Source organism: Aedoeadaptatus coxii (assembly GCF_001553115.1).
GTDB lineage: Bacteria > Bacillota > Clostridia > Tissierellales > Peptoniphilaceae > Aedoeadaptatus > Aedoeadaptatus coxii.
Genome location: NZ_KQ960171.1, coordinates 77143 through 101714, shown reverse-complemented (window position 1 = coordinate 101714; position 24572 = coordinate 77143). Strand labels below are relative to the sequence as shown.

At 45.7% G+C, this 24572-nt stretch carries 18 protein-coding genes, 1 tRNA gene and 1 other RNA gene; 6 read left to right on the top strand and 14 right to left on the bottom strand.

What is annotated here, in order from left to right:
* Positions 1–2: 2 nt before the first annotated feature.
* Positions 3–800 (bottom strand): electron transfer flavoprotein subunit beta/FixA family protein, encoded by a 798-nt coding sequence (locus HMPREF1863_RS02555; RefSeq protein ID WP_068367101.1) that lies wholly within the window; start codon positions 798–800, stop codon positions 3–5.
* A gap of 13 nt (positions 801–813) precedes the next feature.
* A complete protein-coding gene (locus HMPREF1863_RS02550) occupies positions 814–1959 on the bottom strand; it encodes an acyl-CoA dehydrogenase family protein (RefSeq protein ID WP_068367100.1) in 1146 nt (381 codons plus the stop codon).
* A gap of 407 nt (positions 1960–2366) precedes the next feature.
* On the opposite strand from HMPREF1863_RS02550, the gene HMPREF1863_RS02545 reads away from it, so the two are divergent.
* Both HMPREF1863_RS02545 and HMPREF1863_RS02540 read left to right on the top strand, forming a co-directional pair.
* Complete coding sequence (locus tag HMPREF1863_RS02545) at positions 2367–3398, top strand: acyltransferase (protein WP_068367099.1); 1032 nt, start codon at positions 2367–2369, stop codon at positions 3396–3398.
* A gap of 189 nt (positions 3399–3587) precedes the next feature.
* Positions 3588–7790 (top strand): S-layer homology domain-containing protein, encoded by a 4203-nt coding sequence (locus HMPREF1863_RS02540; RefSeq protein WP_068367097.1) that lies wholly within the window; start codon positions 3588–3590, stop codon positions 7788–7790.
* A 103-nt stretch (positions 7791–7893) separates the two neighbouring features.
* Here the strand turns inward: HMPREF1863_RS02540 and HMPREF1863_RS02535 are convergent, their stop codons facing one another.
* From HMPREF1863_RS02535 to HMPREF1863_RS02505, 7 genes are all read right to left on the bottom strand, one after another.
* Positions 7894–9114, bottom strand: coding sequence for a Fic family protein (locus HMPREF1863_RS02535; protein ID WP_068367095.1), 1221 nt, complete (start codon positions 9112–9114; stop codon positions 7894–7896).
* A 257-nt stretch (positions 9115–9371) separates the two neighbouring features.
* Positions 9372–9721, bottom strand: a transfer-messenger RNA (tmRNA) gene (ssrA, locus tag HMPREF1863_RS02530).
* A 74-nt stretch (positions 9722–9795) separates the two neighbouring features.
* Complete coding sequence (locus HMPREF1863_RS02525) at positions 9796–11571, bottom strand: ABC transporter ATP-binding protein (protein WP_068367092.1); 1776 nt, start codon at positions 11569–11571, stop codon at positions 9796–9798.
* Entirely contained in the window at positions 11572–12369 is a 798-nt protein-coding gene (locus HMPREF1863_RS02520) for a TraX family protein (protein WP_068367089.1), read from the bottom strand.
* Positions 12362–13543, bottom strand: a complete 1182-nt coding sequence (locus HMPREF1863_RS02515; protein ID WP_068367088.1) for a cation diffusion facilitator family transporter — start codon at positions 13541–13543, stop codon at positions 12362–12364. The genes HMPREF1863_RS02520 and HMPREF1863_RS02515 overlap by 8 nt, the downstream gene beginning before the upstream one ends.
* Before the next feature lie 41 nt (positions 13544–13584).
* Complete coding sequence (locus HMPREF1863_RS02510) at positions 13585–14835, bottom strand: HlyC/CorC family transporter (protein ID WP_068367085.1); 1251 nt, start codon at positions 14833–14835, stop codon at positions 13585–13587.
* Complete coding sequence (locus HMPREF1863_RS02505) at positions 14835–15398, bottom strand: DUF2140 family protein (RefSeq protein WP_068367084.1); 564 nt, start codon at positions 15396–15398, stop codon at positions 14835–14837. The genes HMPREF1863_RS02510 and HMPREF1863_RS02505 overlap by 1 nt, the downstream gene beginning before the upstream one ends.
* 97 nt (positions 15399–15495) lie before the next feature.
* Between HMPREF1863_RS02505 and sppA the strand changes: the two genes are divergently transcribed.
* The 4 genes from sppA to HMPREF1863_RS02485 all read left to right on the top strand — a co-directional run bounded on the left by sppA (position 15496) and on the right by HMPREF1863_RS02485 (position 17894).
* Positions 15496–16524, top strand: coding sequence for a signal peptide peptidase SppA (gene sppA / locus HMPREF1863_RS02500; protein ID WP_232300095.1), 1029 nt, complete (start codon positions 15496–15498; stop codon positions 16522–16524).
* Positions 16525–17163 carry an RDD family protein gene (locus HMPREF1863_RS02495; RefSeq protein WP_068367083.1) on the top strand — a complete coding sequence of 213 codons (639 nt, stop codon included), beginning with the start codon at positions 16525–16527 and terminating at the stop codon, positions 17161–17163. It abuts the gene before it with no gap.
* Between the two features lie 104 nt (positions 17164–17267).
* Positions 17268–17471: a helix-turn-helix transcriptional regulator gene (locus HMPREF1863_RS02490; protein WP_068367082.1), complete on the top strand. Its 204-nt coding sequence runs from the start codon at positions 17268–17270 to the stop codon at positions 17469–17471.
* A 9-nt stretch (positions 17472–17480) separates the two neighbouring features.
* Positions 17481–17894: a hypothetical protein gene (locus HMPREF1863_RS02485; protein WP_068367081.1), complete on the top strand. Its 414-nt coding sequence runs from the start codon at positions 17481–17483 to the stop codon at positions 17892–17894.
* A 312-nt stretch (positions 17895–18206) separates the two neighbouring features.
* Here HMPREF1863_RS02485 and abc-f read toward each other — a convergent pair whose 3' ends face one another.
* From abc-f to ppk1, 5 genes are all read right to left on the bottom strand, one after another.
* On the bottom strand, positions 18207–19808 hold the full coding sequence (gene abc-f, locus HMPREF1863_RS02480) for a ribosomal protection-like ABC-F family protein (RefSeq protein WP_068367080.1): 1602 nt from the start codon (positions 19806–19808) through the stop codon (positions 18207–18209).
* A gap of 244 nt (positions 19809–20052) precedes the next feature.
* Positions 20053–20128: transfer RNA gene (locus HMPREF1863_RS02475), tRNA-Thr, on the bottom strand.
* A 77-nt stretch (positions 20129–20205) separates the two neighbouring features.
* Positions 20206–21834 carry a potassium/proton antiporter gene (locus tag HMPREF1863_RS02470; protein ID WP_232300094.1) on the bottom strand — a complete coding sequence of 543 codons (1629 nt, stop codon included), beginning with the start codon at positions 21832–21834 and terminating at the stop codon, positions 20206–20208.
* Entirely contained in the window at positions 21827–22300 is a 474-nt protein-coding gene (locus tag HMPREF1863_RS02465) for a methylated-DNA--[protein]-cysteine S-methyltransferase (RefSeq protein WP_068367078.1), read from the bottom strand. Before HMPREF1863_RS02465 ends, HMPREF1863_RS02470 begins: the two co-directional genes overlap by 8 nt.
* Before the next feature lie 119 nt (positions 22301–22419).
* Positions 22420–24570, bottom strand: coding sequence for a polyphosphate kinase 1 (ppk1, locus tag HMPREF1863_RS02460; protein ID WP_068367077.1), 2151 nt, complete (start codon positions 24568–24570; stop codon positions 22420–22422).
* Positions 24571–24572: the final 2 nt, after the last annotated feature.

Below are 24572 nucleotides of genomic sequence, written 5' to 3'. Positions count from 1 at the left end.
GATTAAATCAAATATTTTTCTTCCAACTTGGAGATAATGGCCTTGGCCGCTTCGTCGGGAGAAAGATCTTTAAGCACGATGCCGGCGCCTTTGCCTTGTTTCGCTTCGGATTTTTTAACTTTCGTCGGCGATCCTTTAAGGCCTAAATTGGCTAAGTCCACATTGTCTTTAACATCGTCTAAATGCCAAACGGTGACGTCTTTATCGTATGCGTCGTATACGCCGCCTACGGTCATGTAACGAGGAGCGGCAAGTTCGGCGAGAGCCGTAATAACGCAAGGTGTCTTCACTTCGATGATATGGTAGCGATCTTCAAATTGTCGTTTTACATGAAGGGTGTTCTCGTCGATTACGTTTAGATCTTCCGCATAGGATACTTGGGGAAGACCTAGGTGTTCTGCAATTTGCGGGCCGACTTGGGCGGTATCGCCGTCGATGGCTTGGCGGCCTGCGAGAATAAGATCATAATCGCCTACGGTTTTAAGGCCGGCGGCAATGGTTTGGCTCGTAGCCCACGTATCCGCTCCGCCAAAGGCTCTGTCGGTTAAGAGAATGGCTTCGTCGGCGCCCATGGCCAGGGCTTCACGCAAAGCATCTTCCGCTTGGGGCGGGCCCATGGAAAGGACGGTAACTTTTGTGTCCGGGTGTTCGTCTTTAATGCGAAGAGCCATTTCGATGGCGGCTTTGTCGTCGGGATTGATAATGCTCGGAACGCCTTCGCGAATTAATGTATTGGTTTTCGGATCCAGTCGAACTTCTGTGGTGTCCGGTACCTGTTTTGCACAGACTATAATTTTCATGTTAACCCTCCTGTTAATTAACGCCCATCCAGCCGGAAATGACCATGCGCATAACTTCAGATGTACCTTCGTAAATTTCGGTGATCTTGGCATCGCGCATCATGCGTTCCACAGGGTAGTCTTTAATGAAGCCGTAGCCGCCTAAAAGTTGCACGGCTTTGTTGGTAACTTCCGATGCCGTTTCCGCTGCGAATAATTTCGCCATAGCGGCGTAGTGGCCGTAGGGAAGGCCGTGGCCTTTTGTGTCGGCAGCTCTGTAAACGAGAAGTCTCGCCGCATCGGCTTTAGTTTGCATATTGGCAAGTTGGAATTGGGTGTTTTGGAATTGGGAAATTCTTCTGCCGAATTGTTTTCTCTCTTTGGTGTATTGAACGGCTTCGTCGATGGCGCCTTGTGCAATACCTGCAGCTTGGGCGGCAATGCCGACGCGGCCACCGTCCAAAGTCTTCATGGCGAGGGCAAAGCCTTTGCCTTCTCTGCCTAAGAGGTTTTCTTTCGGAATGCGGCAATCTTCCATAATCAGTTCGCAAGTGGAAGATGCACGAATCCCCATTTTGTTTTCAGGTTCGCCGACGCGGAATCCCGGAGCGTCTCGATCGACGATAAAGGCGGAAATGCCCCGCGTGCCCTTGGCTTCTCTATCCGTAATGGCGATGATAATAAAGACATCGGCAAAACCGGAGTTGGTGATGAAAATCTTCGTGCCGTTTAAAACATATTCGTCGCCGTCTAAAACCGCTACCGTTTGTTGACCGGACGCGTCGGTGCCGGCGTTCGGTTCCGTTAAACCGAAAGCGCCGATTTTACGGCCGCTTAATAAATCAGGTAAGTACTTTTTCTTTTGCTCTTCCGTTCCGTTTTCATAAATGGGAGCGCAGCAAAGCGAAGTGTGTGCCGACACAATAACCCCTGTGGTGGCGCATTTTTTCGAAAGCTCTTCCACGAGCATAGCGTAAGCTAAATAATCTCCGCCTTGTCCGCCGTATTCCTTCGGAAAAGGTACGCCGAAAAAGCCGGCCTTCGCCATTTTCTTTATGTTTTCCATTGGTGGCTCGCCGGTTTCATCAATTTCGGCGGCAACCGGTTCCACTTCATTTTCCGCAAACTCGCGATAAAGTTTGCGAAGAAGCAGGTGTCGTTTGTCCATCGTAAAATCCATATAAATCCCCCTTGCTTCGACAAGTTTAGATAAAGTGATAATCGTGGAGTGGATGGGGTTTAGATTGATTGTTAAATCTCATTCACTTCTTGGAATCTATTATAAACCTATTTTCCAAAATGTTAAGAGGTTTTCGTGATTTTTTTCACTTTTATTTCGGAGTTTCACTTTAAAAAATAGAGACCCTTTAGCAAAAACTGAATCGTCCTTAAAAAATATTTTTAAAATAAAATTTTTCCCAAATGATTCTGCAGGTTTATATACCATCTCCATGTTGTTTTTGTAAATTTCACGAAAAACAAATTTCCCGGAAATTTTCTTTCACCACCTTGCGCTTTTTGCTTTTATAGCACTTTAAAAGGACATTCGGTATAATTAAATTAATAAAATAATCTTAAAGGTGATGTATGTACCCTTCCAAGCGAAACGATACCGTCGATCTTATAAAAACTGTCGCCATTTTTTCGGTCGTGGCCATTCACGTGTCCGCATCCTATGTGGCGACGGATGTAAATACTTCTATCTGGATCCTCTCCTGCTTTTTCAGGAGTTTGGCATCGGGCGGCGTTCCCCTCTTTTTAATGGCGAGCGGCGCGCTTTTGTTGCGCCCTGAAAAATACATGCCCCTGGAAAAACTTTACGGCAAAAACATGCCCCGTATTTTATTGGCGCTCTTTTTCTGGGCCTTTGTTTACTGCGCCGCGCCTCTTTACGGCGGCATCCATTCCCTCGGTGAACTTCGTTCGGTGTTGGGAAATTTAATTCTCTTTCACCACAAGGAGCATCTCTATTATCTTCACATGATGATCCTCGTCTACGGTTTTTTGCCTTTAAGCCGCATCATCGCCTGCCACAGCACGAAAAACGAAATGAAATACCTCCTCGCCCTTTGGCTTGTTCTGGGCATCTTTCTTCCCACGGTTCGCGCCTTTTATTCCTTGGAGAGCGTAGGCGCCATTCCCCTGCAATGGATTATGGTATTTTCCTACAGCGCCATCGGCTACACTTTTATGGGCTATTTTCTTTCGGAAACGAAGCCGTCTAAAAATCTTTACACGATCGCGGCCATTCTCGGATTCGCCATCGTCTTCGGCTGCACCTATTACTTTTCCAAAGCTTCCGGCCAATTGGATGAGCGCTTTTTTGAAGGAATGTCCGTCGGCGTATTTCTGTGGTCTATGGGCATCTTCGCCCTCGCTCAGCACATACGCCTGCCCGAAAAAGGAAAATCCTTCGTCCTTAAACTTTCAAAAAGCTCCTTCGCCATTTACTTAGTCCACGTCCTCGTTCTGGATTACCTGAAATACTACTTCCCCGCACTGGAAACACTGAATCCCCTCATGGGAATCCCCGCCATCACTGCGGCCGTCACCGCCATATCCTACATCCTTTACAAAATACTCTCCCACATCCCCGTCGTACGGAAGTGGCTTATTTAGAAATAGCAAGAGCGATGTTCAATCATCGCTTTTTTAATGCCTTCCTTAACTAACCATAGATTTTTTCAATCATACACTTATCTATATTTTATTTTTCTATTATTTTTAAGTTTGAAAAAATAATTTGACTCCTGACGTATAATAAGAAAGTATTGATACCGTCGCATAGGCGACAAAAAAGGAGGAACTATGAAACGAACATTGGTCCTATTAATGGCCCTCTTGCTCTTTCTGACGAGCACCGTTCCCACGGCAAATGTATTTGCTCAAAGTGCTGCGCCGGAAACGGGCGGAAATGCAAAATACCAAACGATTTTGGAAACACCGAACCCGAAAGTCGAAAATGGCAAAGAAGGTACGCTGTCTTCGATTGGCGGCTTTATTAAATTCCGCTACGACTCGAAAGACGTTGCGAAGGAAGCCATGGACGTCGTCGTACTTAAAGACGGTGCTGTCCTTTCGGACTACAAGTTTGATTCGATCAACACGCAAGACGGTCAATCTATGCACGGCATTGAGTATTCCGGTCACCTGCCGAAAAACGAAACGACCAAGGATGTAGTTTATAAATTCTATATTAAGGAAAAAGCAGACGAAAAGTATGATGCGAAGAACGTCATTACCATTACGGTAAAGGCAAAGAACACGGCCACCTCTACACTTACGCAAGTGAACCCAGATAACTTTACCTTTGCTGCTACGGACACCGCACGGTCATCACGTGTCAACTTATACGGAGCCAATTTAACCAAAGACAATATTGCTGTTACAACGACAAAGACGCCTGCCGAGGCACCGGATATTAAATGGGGACTGTTTGCTTTCGACTCTACACAAGTATCAGCGTCTGCATGGATGCCCGAGGCACTGGAAAATGAAGATATTGTTTACAAGACGACCTTCACAGCAGAAGACGGCTCCAGCCAAACCGTCACCATGACGATAAAGGCAAAGTCTGCCGCCGCAACCACCGAAAAGACTTTAACGGGCATCACCATCGAACCGACAAGTCTTCCTAAGACCGGCGGCGATGTAGTCGTGATACTGACAGGCGACAACTTGGAAACGACGGATATTACGCCCTCTATTTTTGTAAAAGGCGAAGGCAAAAAAAATATTCCCATAACATGGACAAAAACGTCTGACGGCTTAAAAACTACTCTAATCATTCCCGCAAATACATCAGACGCCGAACAAAAATATTTAATGAAGTTTTTCTTGAAAAACGACACGAGTAAGTTCGTTAAAGGAAATGTCGTCGTCACGACAGAAGATGGACCGGTCGCACCTGCTGTACCGACAGTGAAAGGCTTAACTGCAGATCCCGTAAGCCTACCGACTGCCGGCGGCAATGTCACCTTAGACGTCACGGCGGAAAATGCCAAGGCAAGTGATATTCAATGGACGGTGAAAAAAGGCGATACGCCTGTATCTGACCTTACGCCCGTCGCAAAAGACGATCTTAACTTCACCCTCGCCCTTCCGAAGAACGAAACGGAAAAAGACGTCGTCTACACCGTGGAAGCCAAAGCGGAAAAGGACGCACAAGCGAAGACGGCCACCATTACCGTGGCAAAGAAGGCGACGACGCCCCCGGTCGTGAAAGAGTCAAAAATTGTAATGATAAAACCGTTTGATGGAAATATTCCTAATACGGGAGAGAAAAAAAGTTTTGACATCGTCGTTTCTCCGAAAACGGCTCCTTCCAATGTCAAGCTTCGTATAACTGCTGATGACAAGGTGGTCGACAACATTAATTACTCCGTAGCTGGAGATGGTTTAACGAAAACCGTAAACATCACCTTCCCCAAAAACGGAAAAGCCTCTACGGTCGTTTACAAGGTGACCTTTAACGCCACGGGAAGTGACACCGTCTTCCAAAAGGATCAGTTGGCCACCTTTACCCAAGCTGCCGGGGAAGCCGTTAATGCAAAAATCGAAGAAATTTCTGCCACCAACGACCAACTGTCCCTGGCAGGTGGCGATACAACCGTCACCATTAAGGGTACGGATCTGGACAAGGCAACCCCCGTCACGAAGCTGTATAAAGTAGAAAATGGCGTGGAAAAGGAAGTCAAGCTCGCCGACTACATGACCGACAAATTCGCAGGAGAGGGTATAGCACTATCCGCTCCCTTCACCTTCCCGAAAGTAGATAAGGACACAACATTCGTCTTTAAGGCTTCCGTTGACGGAACCAACTTCGCCGAAAAAACCATTTTCCAAACATCGGAAGGTTCCAATCGCGAAACGGAAGCCCTCGAACCTAAGAAAGTCTTTACGATCGACAACGATACTCTCGTCGTCGACTTCCACGAACCGGTAGAAGAAGCGCGCACCCATTCTATTTTAAAGAATGTGCATATTCTCGCAGGAAGTGACAAAATCCACCTCACCGCTGAGGACACGATTTCCTTCGACGGCAATACGCTGCGCATCGACTTTAAGAATCCGATTTTTAAGGATAGGAAATCCTATAAGCTGGTAGTCGATGGTCGTACGTTTAAGCTCTTCAATAAAAAGGAAAACAGAGAGAAAGAAAATAAAGCCTTTGAATCCATCATTCAAAAAGACGGTCCTTATATCGAAGACGCCAAGTTTGTCGAAGGCTATAAACTTGAATCCGCCGGCGGAAAGGTCGTCCTGAAGCTTAAAGGCTACAACCTTCCCGACGATTTGAAGGTAAAAATTCTGAAAAATAATAAGAAAAAAACCGAACTTAAAGTCCCGACAAATATTACAGGCAGCGCCAACGAAAAAACCATTGCTTTTACCGCTCCTGAAAACACGACGGATCGCGTACAAAGTTACAGCATCCTCGTCTCCACCGACGGCGTGCAATACTCCTCGGAAGTTTCCAATATGCAAAACCGCTTCCGCCGCATGGTGGTTTCGGTTCTGCCGAAAAATGCAGATGTCAATGCACCGCAAATCGACTTTATGCAAATTCAATCCTACGGCAATGCGGACGACGGGGATATTACCCACACCAATTTGCCTACGGGACAGGAATCTAAGAAGACTTTGGTTTGGATCTACGGCGCCAATTTAAATGCCGACCACACCCGTCTTCGTCTCATCGACAAAAACGGCGTCTACTGGTCGCCGATTTACGACGCCACTCAAGACAGCGGCACCCGCATCCTCATGACCATGCTCGACGCCATTCACGGCGGTACACCGGGCATGACGGGCAAAGGCAACAATATGCTTATGGAAGTTATTCTTCCCCGGGGCTATCAACCGGACAATTGGAACGACAAGGATAAAGGTACTGTCTTTAAATATGAAGTCGCCCCCGACGGCGTAAACTTCGACAGCAAAGTCACCGTCACCGCCAATGTTCGCTTCGACAACGAAGATTCGAAGAAAAATCTGAAATCGTTCCTCACCGACGTCACCGTTCGCCACGTGGATAAAGACGGCAAGGACATCGTCGCTCCTGAAAAAATCAAAGCTTACAACCATCTCCACCCCTGTGATCTTCAAAAGCTTTTGCCTCTGAGAGATAAAGACGGCTTCGTAAAAGACTTTGAAGGCTATAAAGTTGCCGACACCGACGAAATCGTAAAGGGCAAGACCGGCCCAAATGATTACGGCCCGGCATATTATGACGGCAAAACTGTTAAGCAACTGAAAAACAAAAAGGGCGAAATCGTCTTGGTTTACGGAAGAGCTAAGGCTCCGGAAAAACCTGCCGAACCGTCGAAACCCGTTACGCCCCAAGTACCCGATTCTTCAAACACGGTTTCCGACACCGGCTACACGTTAACCCCCGTCGCAACGACGAAGAATGTTACGAAACCGGCGGAAAAACCCGAAGATAAAAAAGAAGAGACAGCGGCTCCCACAAAGGGCTACGTTTCCGGTTACCCGGACCATACTTTCCGCCCGGAAAAATCCATGACCCGAGCAGAAGCGGCCTCTACTTTAGCGAAACTTCGCAATTTATCCACTGCCAATCAATCGAAACCTGCTTTTACAGATGCCGACGGCTGGTATAATGCATCGATTAACGCTGTAGTCGAAGCGGGCTATATGAAGGGCTATCCCGATGGAACCTTTAAACCCGATCAAGCCATTACACGTGCAGAATTTGCTCAACTTCTCTCTTACTTCTTAAGTGATGAATCTGTCGCCAATCCCTTTGCGGACACGGCAAACAACTGGGCAAAGAGCGCGATCGACAAGGCATTCGCCCAAAATATCGTCAAAGGCTATGGAAACCATACCTTCCGTCCGGAAGCACAGATTACACGTGCGGAATCTATTGCTATGATCAATCGCACCTTTAAGCTTTCCAACAAACCCAAGGTAGCCAATCCCTTCGTGGATTTAAAAGAAAATCACTGGGCTTATAACGATATTCTGACGGCTATTAGCAGCAAATAAAAAATAATTTTTTAGGGAGTACATGACGTACTCCCTTTTTTGTTGAGAAAATCTATGGGACAAATAAAAACCACCCGAAGGTGGTTCCATTGAATCTATTAGATTATAATTTTTGCAAAAAGGTGTCGCCTAAAACATAGGTTACGGGGCGACTCTTAATTCGTTTGATGTAGCCGCTTTTTTCTAATTCATCGAGTTCCTGTGCCCCTTTATAGTCACTGATTTCTTCATTGAAAAAATCCATAAGCTCTCGCCGCTCAATGCCCGAATTGTAATCAAAGTGGTAATTTTGAGCCAAGATTAACACGGCACTCCTCTTGAATTTCGTTTCTAATTCACATTCTTCAATGCACGCTTCCGCTCGGTTTAATTTATCCAGATTTCGATTAAGGTAGTCGATGATGTCTTCCTGCCCGGCAATGAGCAGTTTTAAAAATGAATTGATGAAGTAATTCATTTCCCCTCGACTTTGAGGCAAGTTCGTCGTGCTAAACGCCTTATAGTAATCTCTTTTCTTTATCCACGAGCCCCGCGCCAAGGACATGGCGGTCAGGTAATTATATTTTTCGACTAAATACAGACTGCTTATAAATCGGCTGACGCGGCCGTTTCCATCGTAAAATGGATGAATGTAACCGAAGTAGTAATGAGCGATGGCGATTCTCAACAATAAATCGATACGTTCGTCGGAGATAAAACCGAGAAGCTGAAGCACTTCCCTTTCGATTTCAGCTTCGCCGAGGATCCCTCGATGGATAACTTCGCCGTCCACTGCATTCATTTTTTGAACGTATACCGCGTCTTTTCTAAAGTAATGCCCATCCGGTCGATCGGATGCCTTAATTTCTCCCGCTGTTACTTCATCGTAAATCTTTCGAATATCCCCTAAATCTTTGGGCGCTTTCAGAGAATCTTTTAGCAGAAAATAAGAGTTGATCATACTTGAAAAGCGCTCGCTTCCCCTATGCCCCGATGTCACACGCTTACGTGTAGTTTCCGCGATTTCATCTTTGCTGGACTGCACGCCTTCCAGCTCATTGGTGCTCTGAAGTTCGGCGGAAATGATCTCGACTAAAAATGCCCTCTGCGCGACGACAGGTAATTTACTTTGTAAATCATTTAGAATGGTGTCGTTTTGCCGAATACGATCGATGAAACGTGCCGTCTCGCGATTATATACGTAGTAAAGTTGATAGATTTCTTCGTGGCCATAGGGCTTTATATACAGTTTTGTTTTCAGTGTCTCTTCAAAATCAAAACGGCTTTTATGCACGGACTCATAATCCTTTTTATCGGCATAAAACACTTTGTGTAAATACATCATAGAATCACCTCCTCACAACGATCTGCTTTTCATTGAAATTGATTTAATTATACCATTGTATTTTTAAAAATACCTCTTTTTCGTAAATAAGAGCTATTTATTCCATCTCTTATTTTCGAAAATGCCCATTTTCGCAAATTACATTTAGGATCGTCCCTCGTTTTCTCTCTAAAACCCATTTTTTAAATTTAGAACGCTATCCAAATAACTTTTAAGGGCATTTTAAAAGCCGGACTGCTTTTGCAATCCGGCTTTTTTGGTGGAGACGGCGGGGGTCGAACCCGCGTCCGAGAACTCTTCCACCGAGGTGTCTCCAAGCTCAGTTTTTCTTTAAGTTTCCCCTATGACGAAAAGAAAAACAAAAGGTCGTCATAAAGTAGCTTCATGGATTCCACGTACGGGGCAAAGCTTGGCCGCACGCGTTTCACCACTTATTTGACACTTCCCTAAGCCGTGGTCCTCTTAGTTCCGTGAGCAGGGTAATTACGCTGCTAGTGCTAAATTATTTTCGTTAGCATTTAATTTTTTGAGCCATTTTTACGTTGCCTGACTCATCAACGGCTTGCTACCTCGGATTCCGAATCCCCGTCGAAGCCAATTCGTCCCCGTAGGTAGTAATAGAGTATCTTGTTTTTTTCCCCTTGTCAAATCCACTAAAAAAGTCTGCCGAAGCAGACTCTTTTATTTTTCGAAGTTTTCCACGAGATCGCCGCCCTTGGTGTAAAGGTAATAATAAAGTCCTTTTTGCGCCATGAGCTCTTCGTGATTTCCCTGTTCCACGATGCCTTTTTCTTTTTCCATAACGAGGATGGTATCCGCCGCTTCCACTGTGGAAAGGCGGTGGGCGATGGTGAGGGTTGTGCGACCTTTGGTTAATTCGTCTAATGAACTTTGTATGATCATTTCGCTTTCGTTATCCAGCGCCGAGGTGGCCTCGTCCAGTATTAAGATCGCGGGATTTTTTAAGAACACGCGGGCGATAGAGATACGCTGTTTTTGTCCGCCGGAAAGTTTAACGCCTTTTTCCCCTACGTGGGTTTTAAAGCCGTTTTCCAACTCCATGATGAAATCATAAGCGTTGGCAAGTTTCGCCGCTTCCATGACGTCTCTGTCGCTGGCGCCGGGTTTGCCGTAGCGAATGTTTTCCATAATGTTGGTGTTAAAGAGGTACACATCTTGTTGCACCATGCCGATATTGTTGCGCAAGCTTTCCAGCGTCAAATCTCGCACGTCGTAGCCGTCAACTTTTACCGCGCCTTTGTCTACGTCGTAGAAGCGGGGAATGAGATTGCAGATCGTCGTCTTTCCTGCGCCGGAGGGGCCGACGAGGGCCACGTTTTCGCCGGGGGATACGTGAAGATTAAAGTTTTCCAAAACCTGTGTCTTGCCTTCGTAGGCGAAATCCACGTTGTCGAAGACGATGTCTCCTTCGGGGTTTTTTAATTCCACGGCGTCTTTTTTGTTTCTGATTTCGCTTTCGGTGGACATAATGTCCCGGAAGCGTTCGATACCCGTGGTGCCTTTTTGGAAAGTTTCCGTAAAATCGATAATGCGGCGAACCGACGCCACCATGGTGGTAACGTACATAATGTAGACGATCATGTCGCCGGGAAGAATGTCTCCCCGCATCATGCACCAGCCGCCGGCAATAATGACGATAAGGTACATAATGCCGTCGAAGTTACGGGTGACAGCGTTAAAGCCCGCCATGGCTTTGTAGTATTCCCGCTTGGTTTCCAAGAAGCGCATGTTTTCGTCGTCGAAGCGTTTCTTTTCGATGTCTTCGTTGGCGAAGGATTTCGTCACCCGAATGCCGGAGATGGAATCTTCGATGGTGGCGTTTAAATCCCCCATCATGGCCCGCTGTTTACGCTGTGCGATGAGCATGCGAATGCGGAATTTCCGCGCCGCAATGAGCATAACGGGAATCATGATGTAGAGGATAAGGGTGAGTTTTAAATGAACCGACGCCAAAATAATAAAGGTCGTCACGACTTTTACGATGAAGATGAAGTATTCTTCCGGCGCGTGGTGGGAAAATTCCGTAATATCGAAAAGATCGTTGGTAATGCGGCTCATGATTTGGCCGACTTGGGTGTCGTTATAAAAAGACGCACTTAATGTCTGCAAATGGTTATAAACGTCGCGGCGCATATCTTTTTCGATATTGGCGCCCATCATGTGGCCGATACTGGTCATGTAATAGGCGGCGACGATTTCGACGGCCTTAATGACTAAAAATAATAGGGCGAGCCGTCCAATAAGGGTCGGCGTAATCAGGCCGATATCTTTCGAGCCTAAGTTGGTCATATACCGTAAAATAATCGGTAAAATAATTTCCGACACGGTGGTGAGCCCTGCGCAAAATAAATCGGTCAGCAAAATGCCTTTGTACGTTGCAAAGTAAGGTTTGATGACGTCAAATTTTTTAAACAATACATTCTCCTTTCGTTTCAGCTATATCCAAAGGGATAGTAAATATAAAAGCAAGAGATGGCCGGGGTAAAAAATGTAAAAGCCGTAGCGGCTTCCCCTGCCCCGCTTGCCGTTGTAAGCGTGTATCAGCGGTAGGGACAAGTATACCATACCGTAGAGAGGGGCTTCAAAGAGAAAGCCGAAAAGCCCCATGGCCATGGTTCGCTTCCTGCTCCACGCCGCCAAATAAAAAAGTACGATGGCGATAATGCCGGCGAGACCGTAATCGAAGTTGAGTAACTCGCATAAAACAGCTATCAAGATAAAGAAGAGGGCTTGAAGTAAACTCTTTTTTCTTCCCTGAAAGCGATCTTCCATTTTGCGAAGTATGGCCACGGTGGCGGCGCCGAAAGCCAATTCAAAGAACACGTTTTGGTGATCCCAGTAAAGGGGCGTGCCCGAGCAACATAAGTCGAAGGGAATTTCCGATATCAAGGCGAAGACCAAGAGCCGAAGGATTTGTTTTTTGTAATCCCTGCTCAGCAAGACGCCCTGTACCAGCAAAAAGCAGAAAATGGGAAAGGCGATGCGCCCGAAAAGCGTGCCGATGGTCGCCAGTGTCTGGGGAAAAGGGATGCCCCAAATCATGGGGAGTCCCCAGGAATTCAAGCTGTCGGTGACGCGGAAATCGATGGAATTCAGCGCCACCCCTTGGCTCAAATGATCGATAAACATAAAAATGCAGGCGATCACTTTTAAAGTATTGCCGCTGAGGCCGCCCTCTTTTTCCCACTTGGCCAGGAGGGATGCTTTCCCTTCCGCCGTCAACAGACTATTCATTTTCTACCCCCAGAATATTTTGGTAATCCAAATCGTAGGTAATCCTAAGTTCATATTCCGGATGGCTACTCGCGATGTGGGCTCTTAGCGCCTTGTCGATAAAGCGCTTCCGATTTTTCAAATGCATGGGCACGAGGACATCGAAGACGAGGTTCAAGCCGTCTTTGCGATTGACGATTCTAAAATCGTGAAGATCCAGGGAAGGATCGATCTTGTGCAGATTTTCTTTTACATAGTCGTAAAGGGCGTTGCTCCGCGGGTCGTCGATGCGAATGGGATCCATGTGAATGGTCGTGTTCATGTGGTATTTCTTTGCGATGTAGCGCTCGATCTCGTCGATGTCTTGGTGAATGTCCATGACGTTTCGCTCGCTGTCCACTTCCACGTGAAGGGTGAGGAATCGATGGGTCGCTCCGTAATCGTGATACATGACGTCGTGTACGCCTAAGGTAACGGGGAAGCGTTTAATATCATCGAGTATATTGCGTAGCAATTGGGGATCGGTTTTTTGACCGAGAAGGGAATCTACCGTTTCCCGCAAACTTTCCCAACCGCTTTTTGCAATAATGGCTGCGACGATAAGGCCCATCCACCCGTCGATGTTAAAGGAAAGCATGGAGGTGGCGATTAAAGACAAAAGCACCGCCCCGGTGGCGAACATATCGCCTCTGGCGTCGTATGCCGTGGCGACGAGTAGCTCGGAATCCATACGCTTCCCTAAAATTAAATTATAGCGATATAAAAAGAGCTTGCCCAAAATGGAAAGTAAAAGAACGGCAACGGCCAAGGGCGTGGCGTCGATGACCCCCGGATCTAAAATACTTTTAATCGATTGCCACATGAGGCTTCCCCCGGTCCAGAGGATGATGACGCTCACCAAAAACGACGCCAAGTATTCCATACGGGCGTGGCCGTAAGGGTGGTTGGAGTCCGCCGGCATGGAGGCGAAGTGGAAGCCGATAAGGGAAATAATGGAGCTCAGCATGTCCATTAAATTGTTCATACCGTCGGCGATCATGGAAATGCCGCCGGTGAGAAAGCCTACGCCGATTTTAAAGCCCGCAAAGGCGAGGTTGGTGACAATGCCTACTATCGACGCCTCTTTCCCCATGGCCATACGCACGTCCTGATCGGCAGGGTTCGGCGTTCGCTTTTTTAAATAAGCTTCTAACATAAATTTCCTTTCTCATGTAAGGTAGGGAGCCTTTCAGCTCCCTATCCTTCACTTCCGATTTTTATTTTTAACTTCGTAATTTTTAAACCTTGCATTTCGTTAACAGTAAAGATCAGGTCGCCGTAGCGAATAACATCCCCTTGTTTGGGAATGCGATCCAATCGCTCGATGACAAAGCCGCCGATGGAGTCCGCTTTTTCGCTGGCGAGGTTTAAATGGAAATGGTCGTTCACTTCGTCGATACGCATTTCAGGATCGACGAGGTAAACCCCTTTTTCCAAAAGAATGACGTCGCGGGAATCTAAATCGTATTCGTCGTCGATATTGCCCACCAGTTCTTCCAAAATATCTTCCATGGTAATAATGCCGCTTGTGCCGGCGTATTCGTCTACGACGACGGCGATGGAAAGATTACGAGCCTTCATTTCGCGGAAAATGCGATCGGCCACGGCGCTTTCGCCGATAAAATAGGGGTCGCGCAAAATGTCTTTCAGGTGAATCTTTTCCCCTTGAGCCAAGAGGCGCACCACATCTTTCATGTATAGGATGCCGATAATATTATCGATGGAATCTTCGTAAACGGGCACGCGGCTGTAGCGATTTTCGCCGAGAAGCTCTAAAATTTCCTCGTCGGTGGATTCCACATCCAGCGCCACCACCGATGTCCTCGGTTTCATCATTTCCGATGCCGTCGCCGACGAAAAATCCAAGACATTGTCGATATAGGTGCGCTCTTCCCGTTGCAGCACGCCCTCCTCTTCCCCTACTTCCACGAGGGTTTTAAATTCTTCTTCTGTGATGGTCGGAGATTGGCTCCCTTCGGGGAACAGCATTTTTGTGATTAAGTTAGTCAAAGCCGACAGCAAAAACACGACGGGCTTCAATAAAAAAGCGATGCGGGCAATGTGTTTCGATACGCCGCGGCTCACCATTTCAGGCTGTTCCTGAGCGATGGTCTTCGGGAGTACTTCCCCGAAAATTAAAACCAACACCGTCATCACCATGGTGGCGACCAAGGGTCCACTTGCGCCGAGAAGTTTTGTGAAAAAGACGGTGGCCACGGCGGAGGAGCCGATGTTCACAATGTTGTTTCCGATTAAAATGCTCGAAATCAGATCCTGGGGCTTTTCTAAAAGCTTGAGCACCACCATGCTCTTTTTGTCGCCGTCGCTTGCCCGTTGGCGCAGGCGAATTTGATTCACCGACAGAAGCGCCGTTTCCGACGAGGAAAAAAACGACGAGCAGGCGATCATAAAAAGTATTACCGGTATATATATCCAAACATCATCCATTACGACACTCCTAATTGTCCTTCAAATACGTAGCGATCCTCTTTTACATTTAATTCTTTTACGCGAAAATCTCCTTCGACTGCACCTTCAAATAAGGCGGCGAGATCGAAGCGGATTTCGCGGCGGGAAACATCTACCGCCATGCCCTCCCGATTTATTACGCGGCTAAATAGGGCAAGGCTCGCCTCTTCGGGAAGGGGCAAGCGTCCGAGATCCACCCTTTGAATGGCCATGCGCATCCGTCCGTCGCTTGTAACCGAGGGCAAAGCGCGCACGATCAATTGGCTCTTAAAACCGTAGGCCTCCACGGGCACGGTAAAATTAAATGTTTTATCGATGGAAAAGCGCGCCCCTTCTCCCGATTTTTCCAATTCGCGATTCACTAAGGTTTGGAATCCTTCCCCGTTTAAGCGAAGTTCCATAGAGGGGCGAGAGGCGATTTTCTTTTCCGGAAGTTCTGCCATATCCTCTTTCGGCCGCGTCGCCGTAAAGAGGAAGAGGGCGAAGAGAATATTCAATCCGAGCAACATGAAAAAGGCAAGTTTCCAGGGTGATTTGTGCATGGTTTACTCCTGTGATATTATTTTCTAGTAAGTGAACTCACTTATTCTTTCATCATACTATAACGGAAAAAATAATTGTAGAAATTTAGGAGGAAATATGCTGGAAAATATGAATACAAAGCGGTGGATCGCCTTTGGCGTCGCCCTTTTAATTATCGGCATCTCCGCTTTATCCACCGGCCTTAGCAATAAGATCAACAAGGAAAAGCGCATGAAGCAAATGGAAGAAACTGTGCGAAATTCCGTCGGCGATTTCGACGAAAACGTCCTGGAAGACGGCAGCGCAGACAAACGCATTGCCGTCGTCACCGTAGACGGCACGATTTTAGATACGCCTCAATCCAGTATGCTCGGTGCAGGATATGATCACAAGGCCACTCTGGAAGCCCTCGACGATATTTTACAAGACGACACGGTAAAAGGCGTGCTCTTAAAAGTAAATTCACCCGGCGGCGGCGTTTACGAAAGTGCGGAGCTTTACCAAAAACTCAACGCCCTGAAAGATCACAAGAAAAAACTCTACGTCTCCATGGGCAATGTGGCGGCAAGCGGCGGCTATTATATTTCTTCCCCGGCGGATAAAATTTACGCCGCACCTTCCACCCTTACAGGCTCTATCGGCGTCATTATGGGCGGCAACAATTTTTCCGGCCTTATGGAAAAATTAGGCGTAAAAGATCAAGCCATTAAAAGTGCCGCTCACAAAGATATCGGCAGCTCCACCCGCCCCATGACCGACGAAGAGCGCGCCATTTTACAAGGGGTTATCGACGATATGTACGGCGAATTTTTGCAAGTAGTATCAAAAGGCCGCCATATGACAGTAGATCAAGTGCGCCCCTTGGCGGACGGCTCCGTCTATACGGGTAATCAAGCGAAGGCGAATGGCCTCGTCGATGCTATCGGTTATGGCGACGACGCCCTCACCGCCTTAAAGAAAGATTTAAAACTGGACGATCCCCAAGTCTTTGAATACTCCTCTGACTTCGGCTCCACCTTCCTCTCCAATCTCTTCTCTTCAAAATTTACCGCACCGCCGGTAACCGAAGAGCAGGTGGCCGCCAAGCTTTTCCTCGAATCTCTTTCGGGAACGTCCAGACCCATGTACCTCTATGGAGGGATTTAGATGAAACGACATCACTACGATCCTTTTAAAAAAGAAAAAAAGAGTTTCTTCTCGAAAAAAGAAGAAACCCCCGAAGTCGAAGACGAAATGGTACAGCCGCCGGAAGAACCTGCGTTTGAAAATATCGACGAGCTCCATAAAATCAAAGAGCGTCCTCTTCCCCGCAGAAGCAAATATCCCATTTCTTCCGTGGTGGCGGCGGGCTTTTGGATTCGCTTCGTCGCCTTTATCCTCGACCTCATCGTGGCGAAGGCATTTTCTTCCCTCATCGCCTCGCCCATTATCGCCATTGCCGGCTGGCCGAGCGGCCTTTTCCCCGTGGCGATCAAGGGCATCGCCTTTTACCTTTACTTCATCCTCGCCACCTATTGCACCAACGGCCAAACCTTGGGTAAAATCATCTGCGGTCTCCGCGTCATTCACCCCGAGGAAGAGCGCCTGTCCTTTACCACCGTCCTCGTTCGCGAAGGCGCCGTCCGTTTAATTCAAACTACCTTCTTTATCCTCTATGTAGTAACGGCCTTTACAGATCGCAAACAAAACATCGGCGATCTCCTCGCCGACACCTATGTGGTAAAAGAAGAACTCTATGCCATGGAGCAAGAGGACGAAACATTGTTTTATAATTACAGTATGTAAAATCAGCCAAGCCTTTAGGGCTTGGCTTTTTCTTTACATCGTTCTTATATTGTTGTACTATAAATGTAACATATTTGGTACTATAAAAGGTACAGAGGTGGCAAATGGACATTACGATTGAAAATAGAATTCGAGAATTTCGTAAAGAGAAAAATCTTTCCCAACACCAGCTCGCCAAATTAGTAGGGCTCAAGAGACGATCTATTATGGCGTATGAAAATAACACCATCAGCCCCACACTTGAAACGGCTTATAAAATTGCGAACGTGTTGGAAAAAGATTTTACCGATGTCTTTATTTTAAAATAGGAGGAAATAATGGGCTTATTTACAAACAATAAACAAGAGATTCAACAAATGGTAGAAGAACAGTTCGGCCCCGGCAAAAACTATGTCCTGGCGCTAAAACATAATAGCGTAGCCAAATCCACCATAAAGCTTCTCATAAACTCCCTCTACTACTCTTACGATTCGAATCGCACCTTCATCCTCGTCTTCGATTCCAAGGGGATTTACGAAAAAGAAATTTCCATGTCGGATAAAAGCAATTTCTATCTTATGCCCGAAAGCGAAATAGAAGAACTTACCCTTAATGAAAAGAACAAAAAAGGATACGTCAACTTCCGCCACATTACTAAAAACCTTTCCTACGAAATACCTTTTACGGGTAGATTATTTGACGGAAATAAAGAACACTTTGAAAAACTTGAAAAAGAATGGACGGAACTGTAAAATTTTTCCAACGATCGACCAAAGAAGTTAACCGATTCGATGCTGCCCCTTTCTGATTTGTGAATGTAACAAAGATAAACCGGAGGTACAAAATGAAAAAGAATCTATGGCTTGTACTGACTATCCTCTCATTTGTCGTGCTTTTAATATCTATCGCCCTCTCGATCCGCACAGGACGAACGGAGTACCCATGGATCATAGGCTCTATGCTCGTAGGTATAGGCTGCGGAAATCAATATCACCAAGCGAAAAAGAAATAAATGGAAAAATAGTGAGCACCTGCTAAAAAGTAGGTGCTTCTATTAATAATTGTTATTCATCTTTTTTTGTAAGAAGTTTTTTATACTCTGTTTCTAACTTTTCTCTTTCTTCTTTAGATATATCCATTGCCAATCTTGAATTAATGGAAGATATTTTAAATCTACGTAAGAACTCATTCTCATCACAAGTCCTATCTTTTTGATTCTTCCTGTTCTTATACTGCTGCAAACTCCCTTTAAAAGGTGTGATTTTTTCGTCCTTAATTATCAAAAGAGCATTTGCTACATTGTTTATAAATTCTTCATCGTGAGTTACAAATATTAAAGGTCTATCATAAGATTTTAATAGATTTTCTAAACTCTCAATAGCCCTTATATCAAGAAAATTTGTCGGTTCGTCAAGAACAAGGTAGTTAAAATCAGAAGTCAGAATTTTAGCCAATTTCACTTTCGCTTTTTCACCATCACTTAGGACTTTAATTGTTTTGTGGACATCATTATTCCTGAAACCTAATCTTGCGACTACAATCCTTGTCATGGTTTCATCATAGATAGATGTCGTTAACAGGTTTTCCAATACGCTATTGTCTTCATCTAAAATATCATCCATTTGGCTAAAATAGCCTATTTTAAGATTTGGATGCACCCATATATTATCTTTATTCAGAATCATTTTTAAAAGAGTGGTCTTTCCACTTCCATTGTCACCGATAAGCGCCACTTTGGAATTATTCTCTATTGTAAAATCAGATTTCTCAAATAAGAGATTTTTCTGAAAAGCTTTATTTAGATCTTCAGCTCTTATTAAAACTTTAGAGTGAATTCTCTTATTATCCGGAACAGATAACTTTATTTCCACTTCTTCACTAGGTTTTTCCTTTGATTCTAGTTGGTTTATTCTGGACTCTACCGACTTAACTTGTTTATCCAGTTTCTTCTTGTTCCCTTGTCCACCCATCTTATGAAGCCTGGCTTCTGAATTTCCCATTCTCTTTGGTGTTGTTTTAACTTTTGAAGACTGTTCTTTAATACTGATAGCCAGATTCTCAAGTCTTCTTTTTTCCTTTATATAGTTCGTGTATTCTTTTTCTTTAAATTTTCGTCTTTTTATTCTTTCATCGAGATAAAACTTGTAATTCCCATTATACTGTTCGATTCTAACATCTGATAGTTCTAAAACTTTATTACAAGTACTATTGATAAAGTCGCGATCATGCGAAATTATTAGGTATCCGAATTTTCTTGACTTTAGTTTTTCTATTAATTTTTCTTTTTGCTCGATATCTAAATGAGATGTCGGCTCATCCATTAAAAGATAACTTGATCCATCAGCCAGTAGGTCCATAAGTCTTAGCCTTCTATACTCTCCGGGGCTGTACCTATCTTTAAGATTTAATTTCACCTTAAAGTAAATTTCTCTGGGGATGTATTTATCCTCATCGACATCATTCAATAAATATTCCAACTCTCTCTCTACATTAACTTCCCCCGTATACTCCTTGTCGAGTCCTAAAACAATTCGAAATAGTGTTGTCTTTCCTGCTCCATTTTCCCCTATCAGAGCCACTCGATCGTTTTCATTAATCGCTAAGTTTTCGATTTCAAGTAGTTGTCTATCGGGCAGAGTCTTCCTTAAATTATTTATATATATCATAAATCCTCCTATTATCTTTGAGAGGATTTTCCTCTCTTAACAGTTCTTCACAAGATTTATGCTGATCATTTTTTATACCTCCAAGTGTTGTTATTCTCTATATACCCAGATACAAAGTTAAAATGATTCTTTCATACCGAAGCTATCTTCATCAACCACTTGTCTTTAACCCATATCTTTTCTCATTTCCTTCACTGGATATTATCACACAAAAAAAGACCGCCCTAAGGCGGTCCTTTCAGTTTGGAGCTATCGACGGGACTTGAACCTGCGACCTCTACATTACCAATGTAGTGCTCTACCGGCTGAGCTACGATAGCATCTCAATACCTTTCTTATTATAGGAAAGATACTGATTTTTGTCAACTCCCATTAACAAGTTATTTAAAACCTCTTGTCACCGATTGAATAGGGCTTTCTTTTTCGCCGAGCGATGATTAAACAAATCCTCCCGATCTTCCGTATAGACGATTTTGTCGCCGACATAAACCATCGTTTCTCCCGACGGCACGAGAATATGATTGTCTCGCTCCACCATGAGAATCAGTTCCGACGGTTTCAAGTCCAAATCCATAATGCGCTTATTCGCCCAAGGGTGATGTTCCCGAATGGTAAATTCCTGAAGATTGCGACCCACTTCGTCGAAATGGCTCTTGCCGCCGATGACCACCATATCCCCTTCCTCGAGGATCGTTTCGCCGTGGGGCACGATGGTCTTTCCGTCGCGGACGAGTTTCGCCACGATGAAATCGAAGGTTAGGTTTAAATCTTTTACGGGAAGGCCGATGAGTTCTTTGTCCAACACTTTCGTCTCTAAAAATCCGATGGCGCTTCTATCCTGGTAATAGTTGAAAGTCTTTAACACTGTGTCGTCGGGATTGAGCATGTCGGTTTTTTTCACGACCCACGGAAGAAGGGATCCTTGAATTAAGCTTGATACGATACACACGGCAAATACCGCGTGGAATATATCCCCTTCCAAGGGCGCGCCACTGTTGACCACCATAATGGCAAAGGCGATGGCCGCCGCCCCGCGCAGCCCCGACCAGCAAAGGACGATGTTTTGCTTAAAGGTGGATTTGAAAAAGGGCATGACGCCGAAAATGGTAATGGGCCGGGCGACGAAGAGCATAAACACCGTCACCACGACGCCGAGGGGCAGCCATTGAATAAGTTTCGTTATATCGGAGAGGAAGCCGATTAAGAAGAACAAACTGATCTGCATAATTTCCGTGAGTCCGTCGAAGAAAAAGACCACTTCCCGCTTGCCCATGTATTCTCTATTGCCGATTAAAATGCCGAAGAGATAGACGGCGAGGTAGCCGTTGCCGTTTAAGACGCCGGTTAAAGCGTAGGTGCCGAGGGCCATGGTAAAGACGAAGATCGTAAAGAGTCCTTCTTTTTGAAAGTTCACCCGCTCTATGATGATGAAAAATATGCGGGTCATGACGTAGCCGAAGAGAAGCGCCAGCCCGATTTGCTGTACCACGAGAAGGGGGATGGACATGGACCATCCCAGGAGAATGCTTAAAAAGATCATGGTCATGGTGTAGGCCGTCGGGTCGTTGGAGCCGCTTTCCAATTCTAAAAGGGGCGCGGAATGATTTTTAAGGTTCAGATTTTTACTCTGAAGCACAGATGAAACCGATGCGTAGTCCGTAGAGCCGATGACCGATCCGAAGAGCATGGATTCCACCATGGAAAAGCCCAGAGCGTAATGAGCGAAGAGCCCGGTCACCAGGGCGGTAATGACGACGCCGAGGGAGGAAAGCAAGACGGCGGGCTTTAGGACGGGAAGCCCCATGGCAAGCTTCGTACCGTATCCCCCGTAAAACATAATGATGAACAGGGCGAAGGAAGAATAGCGCTCCATAAAGTCGAAGTTTTGAAAATCGATAAGGTAGCCGGCGCCGATGCCTAAGAGAAAAAACAGTAGCAACGACGGAATGCCGTAGCGATGGGAAAAACGTATGGCGAAAAGTGCCAAAATAAAACTGACTGCTATAAAAAGTAGTATCTCATTCACTATGACCCTCTCGTTCTAAACGTAGTAAACATTCTTTTATCTCCCGGCCACCGTTAAATCCGCCGATGCCGCTCTTTGCTACGACGCGGTGGCAAGGCACGAGGAGAAGATGGCGGTTGCGGTGGAGTGCCTGCCCTACGGCACGGGAAGCGCCTGGCTTTCCTATGGCCGAGGCAATAGCGGAATAGCTTCGCACCTCGCCGTAGGGAATTTTTCGAATCTCCTCGTAAACTTTTGCTGAAAAGGGCGTCGGCGCCGGAGCTATCGGCAGATCCTCTATCTCCCTACTGCCCTTGAAATAATTTTCCAGGGCGCGGGCACCTCGTTTACTTAAATTATTTTCCCCTTCCCCGGACTTTTCATTTGAAAAGCTAACGGAAAGAATGGATTTGTCGTCTGCCTCAATTCTCATAAACCCCAAGGGCGTATCGATAATGGTGGAATAAAGTTTTTCCCGAGTTTTCATCTTTCGCCCCCTTCTATGGCCCATTATATCAAAATTTTAAAAGAGGGGCCCTTTAATAGAATAAATCGATCACCGGATAAATTAAAAATCGACAGGTTTCCCTGTCGATAGTCCTATTTTTATCCGAATATTTTCTTTATAAATTTCGTAAAGAAATTATCCGGTTTTACTCTTTCACTTTTTATCGCTACAACTTTTTCTTCCCTGCGTTCTTTTCTGTTACGCTCATACTCTTCGGCTTCTTTCATCAGATGATCCTGCGCAATAAAGTTTTCCTTGTTTTCCACGGGAACGTATCGTTTGGAAGGGAGGAGTTCCCGACGCTTTACATCGTCTTTAAACATAATATCCATAAATTCCAATACTCGCTTCTTCACCGAGGGATCGAGAACGGGACAGGCTACTTCTACACGCTTTCTCACATTTCTCGTCATAAAATCCGCCGAGGAAATATACACCTTTGCATCGTCTCCTTTTCCGAACTGATAGACGCGATGATGTTCCAAGAAGCGCCCCACGACAGAATAGACGGAGATGTTTTCGGTACGCTCGGGAATTTTCGGCACGATACAGGTAATCCCTCGCACGAGCATATCTACTTTTACGCCGGCGTTGGAAGCTTCGGAGAGTATATCGATTATTTTTCGATCGGAGATGGAGTTCATCTTTAGGCGGATGTAGCCCTCTCCACCATTTTTTACTTTGTCGATTTCCTCGTCGATGGCCGCCTCTACCCCTTCGGGCAAGCTTTTCGGACTCACCCACAGATATTCATAACTTCCCTTTAACTCGCCGATGAGAAAATTATCGAAGAGACGATTCACATCCCGCCCGATTCCCTGATGAGCGGTCAAGAGGGCGAAATCTGTATAGAGCTTCGCCGTCTTTTCGTTGTAATTGCCCGTAGCGATCTGCGCAATATAGACGGGTTTCGAATCGACGACGCGGGTAATGAGAAGCACCTTGGAATGGCACTTAAATTTATTGAAGCCGTAGATGACCCGGCAACCGGCACTCTCTAAATTAGAAGACCATAGAATATTGTTCTCTTCGTCGAAACGGGCACGAAGTTCCATTAGGACGATAACGTCTTTCCCGTTTTCCGCCGCCTCCATGAGTTTTTCCGCCACCAAGGAGTTTTTTGCGATGCGGTAAAGGGTGACTTTAATAGAAACGACGGAGGGGTCGTTGGCCGCCTCGTCCAATAGGCGAATAATGGGCTCCATGGATTCGTAAGGATAGGAGAGGAAGATGTCCCGCTTTTCGATCTGCTCCATCATGGGCAGGTTCTCGTCCACATCCCGCCCATTTTGCGGCTCAAAGGGTTCGTCCAGATTTTCAGGCCCCATATGAGGTGCGAGCTCCTCCACCATATCGAAGAGATAGCCGAGACGCACCGGACTCGTAGTGACAAATACCCGGCTTCGATCCAGGGATAAATTCTTTAAAAGGTAGTCCAATACCTCTTTCGGCGGCAGGCGGTCGAACTCCAAACGCACGGGCATGAGACGCTTTCTTTTTTTCAGCATCTTTTTCATATGGGAGCGGTAATCTTCCGCAAATTCGTAATCTTCGTCGTCCCAGTCGATGTCCGCATTCCGTGTCAGGCTCATAGTATACGCATCTTCCACAGAATAGGATTCAAAGAGGACGGCGCCGTACTTTTCGATCACCTTCTCCAAAAGAATATGTTTATTTTTATCCAGGCGGATGGCCCGTTTTAAATTAGGTGGCACCTGAATAATGCCGATGCAATTTTCGTCGTCCGATCCTTTTTTCCTCAAGCGGTAGAGAATGACGATCCCCAGATTGGGAATCCGGGGAAAGGGATGGGTTAAATCGACGATTTGATAGCTTAAATAGGGGCTTACGGTGTTTTCAAAATAGGCTCTTAAGATTCTTTCCTCGTGTTCCGTCAATTCCTCATTTTCTACGGCATAAAAACCCTTGGCCCGACACTGATCTCTAAGATCTTTAAAAACGTAATCTTTTTTCTGGTATAAAACCTTGACTTGATCCATAATGGCGGCCAATTGCTCGTCCTGATCCATTTCGGATTTATTGTCGATGACGCGCTTGTTGAGCATAGAAAGATCCGTGAGGGACCCTACCCGTACCATAAAGAATTCGTCGAGATTGGAGTCGAAAATCGACAGGAATTTTAAACGCTCCAGAAGGGGAACTCGCCCATCCTGAGCTTCTTCCAAGACGCGCTCATTAAAGAGCAACCATGACAATTCGCGGTTTTGAGTGAAAGAAATATCGTGCATTA

Excerpts from the sequence above, each read along its gene's own strand:
- HMPREF1863_RS02555 (WP_068367101.1), bottom strand. The coding sequence starts at position 800 with ATGAAAATTATAGTCTGTGCAAAACAGGTACCGGACACCACAGAAGTT.
- HMPREF1863_RS02550 (WP_068367100.1), bottom strand. The coding sequence starts at position 1,959 with ATGGATTTTACGATGGACAAACGACACCTGCTTCTTCGCAAACTTTAT.
- HMPREF1863_RS02545 (WP_068367099.1), top strand. The coding sequence starts at position 2,367 with ATGTACCCTTCCAAGCGAAACGATACCGTCGATCTTATAAAAACTGTC.
- HMPREF1863_RS02540 (WP_068367097.1), top strand. The coding sequence starts at position 3,588 with ATGAAACGAACATTGGTCCTATTAATGGCCCTCTTGCTCTTTCTGACG.
- HMPREF1863_RS02535 (WP_068367095.1), bottom strand. The coding sequence starts at position 9,114 with ATGATGTATTTACACAAAGTGTTTTATGCCGATAAAAAGGATTATGAG.
- HMPREF1863_RS02520 (WP_068367089.1), bottom strand. The coding sequence starts at position 12,369 with ATGAATAGTCTGTTGACGGCGGAAGGGAAAGCATCCCTCCTGGCCAAG.
- HMPREF1863_RS02515 (WP_068367088.1), bottom strand. The coding sequence starts at position 13,543 with ATGTTAGAAGCTTATTTAAAAAAGCGAACGCCGAACCCTGCCGATCAG.
- HMPREF1863_RS02510 (WP_068367085.1), bottom strand. The coding sequence starts at position 14,835 with ATGGATGATGTTTGGATATATATACCGGTAATACTTTTTATGATCGCC.
- HMPREF1863_RS02505 (WP_068367084.1), bottom strand. The coding sequence starts at position 15,398 with ATGCACAAATCACCCTGGAAACTTGCCTTTTTCATGTTGCTCGGATTG.
- sppA (WP_232300095.1), top strand. The coding sequence starts at position 15,496 with ATGCTGGAAAATATGAATACAAAGCGGTGGATCGCCTTTGGCGTCGCC.
- HMPREF1863_RS02495 (WP_068367083.1), top strand. The coding sequence starts at position 16,525 with ATGAAACGACATCACTACGATCCTTTTAAAAAAGAAAAAAAGAGTTTC.
- HMPREF1863_RS02490 (WP_068367082.1), top strand. The coding sequence starts at position 17,268 with ATGGACATTACGATTGAAAATAGAATTCGAGAATTTCGTAAAGAGAAA.
- HMPREF1863_RS02485 (WP_068367081.1), top strand. The coding sequence starts at position 17,481 with ATGGGCTTATTTACAAACAATAAACAAGAGATTCAACAAATGGTAGAA.
- abc-f (WP_068367080.1), bottom strand. The coding sequence starts at position 19,808 with ATGATATATATAAATAATTTAAGGAAGACTCTGCCCGATAGACAACTA.
- HMPREF1863_RS02465 (WP_068367078.1), bottom strand. The coding sequence starts at position 22,300 with ATGAAAACTCGGGAAAAACTTTATTCCACCATTATCGATACGCCCTTG.
- ppk1 (WP_068367077.1), bottom strand. The coding sequence starts at position 24,570 with ATGCACGATATTTCTTTCACTCAAAACCGCGAATTGTCATGGTTGCTC.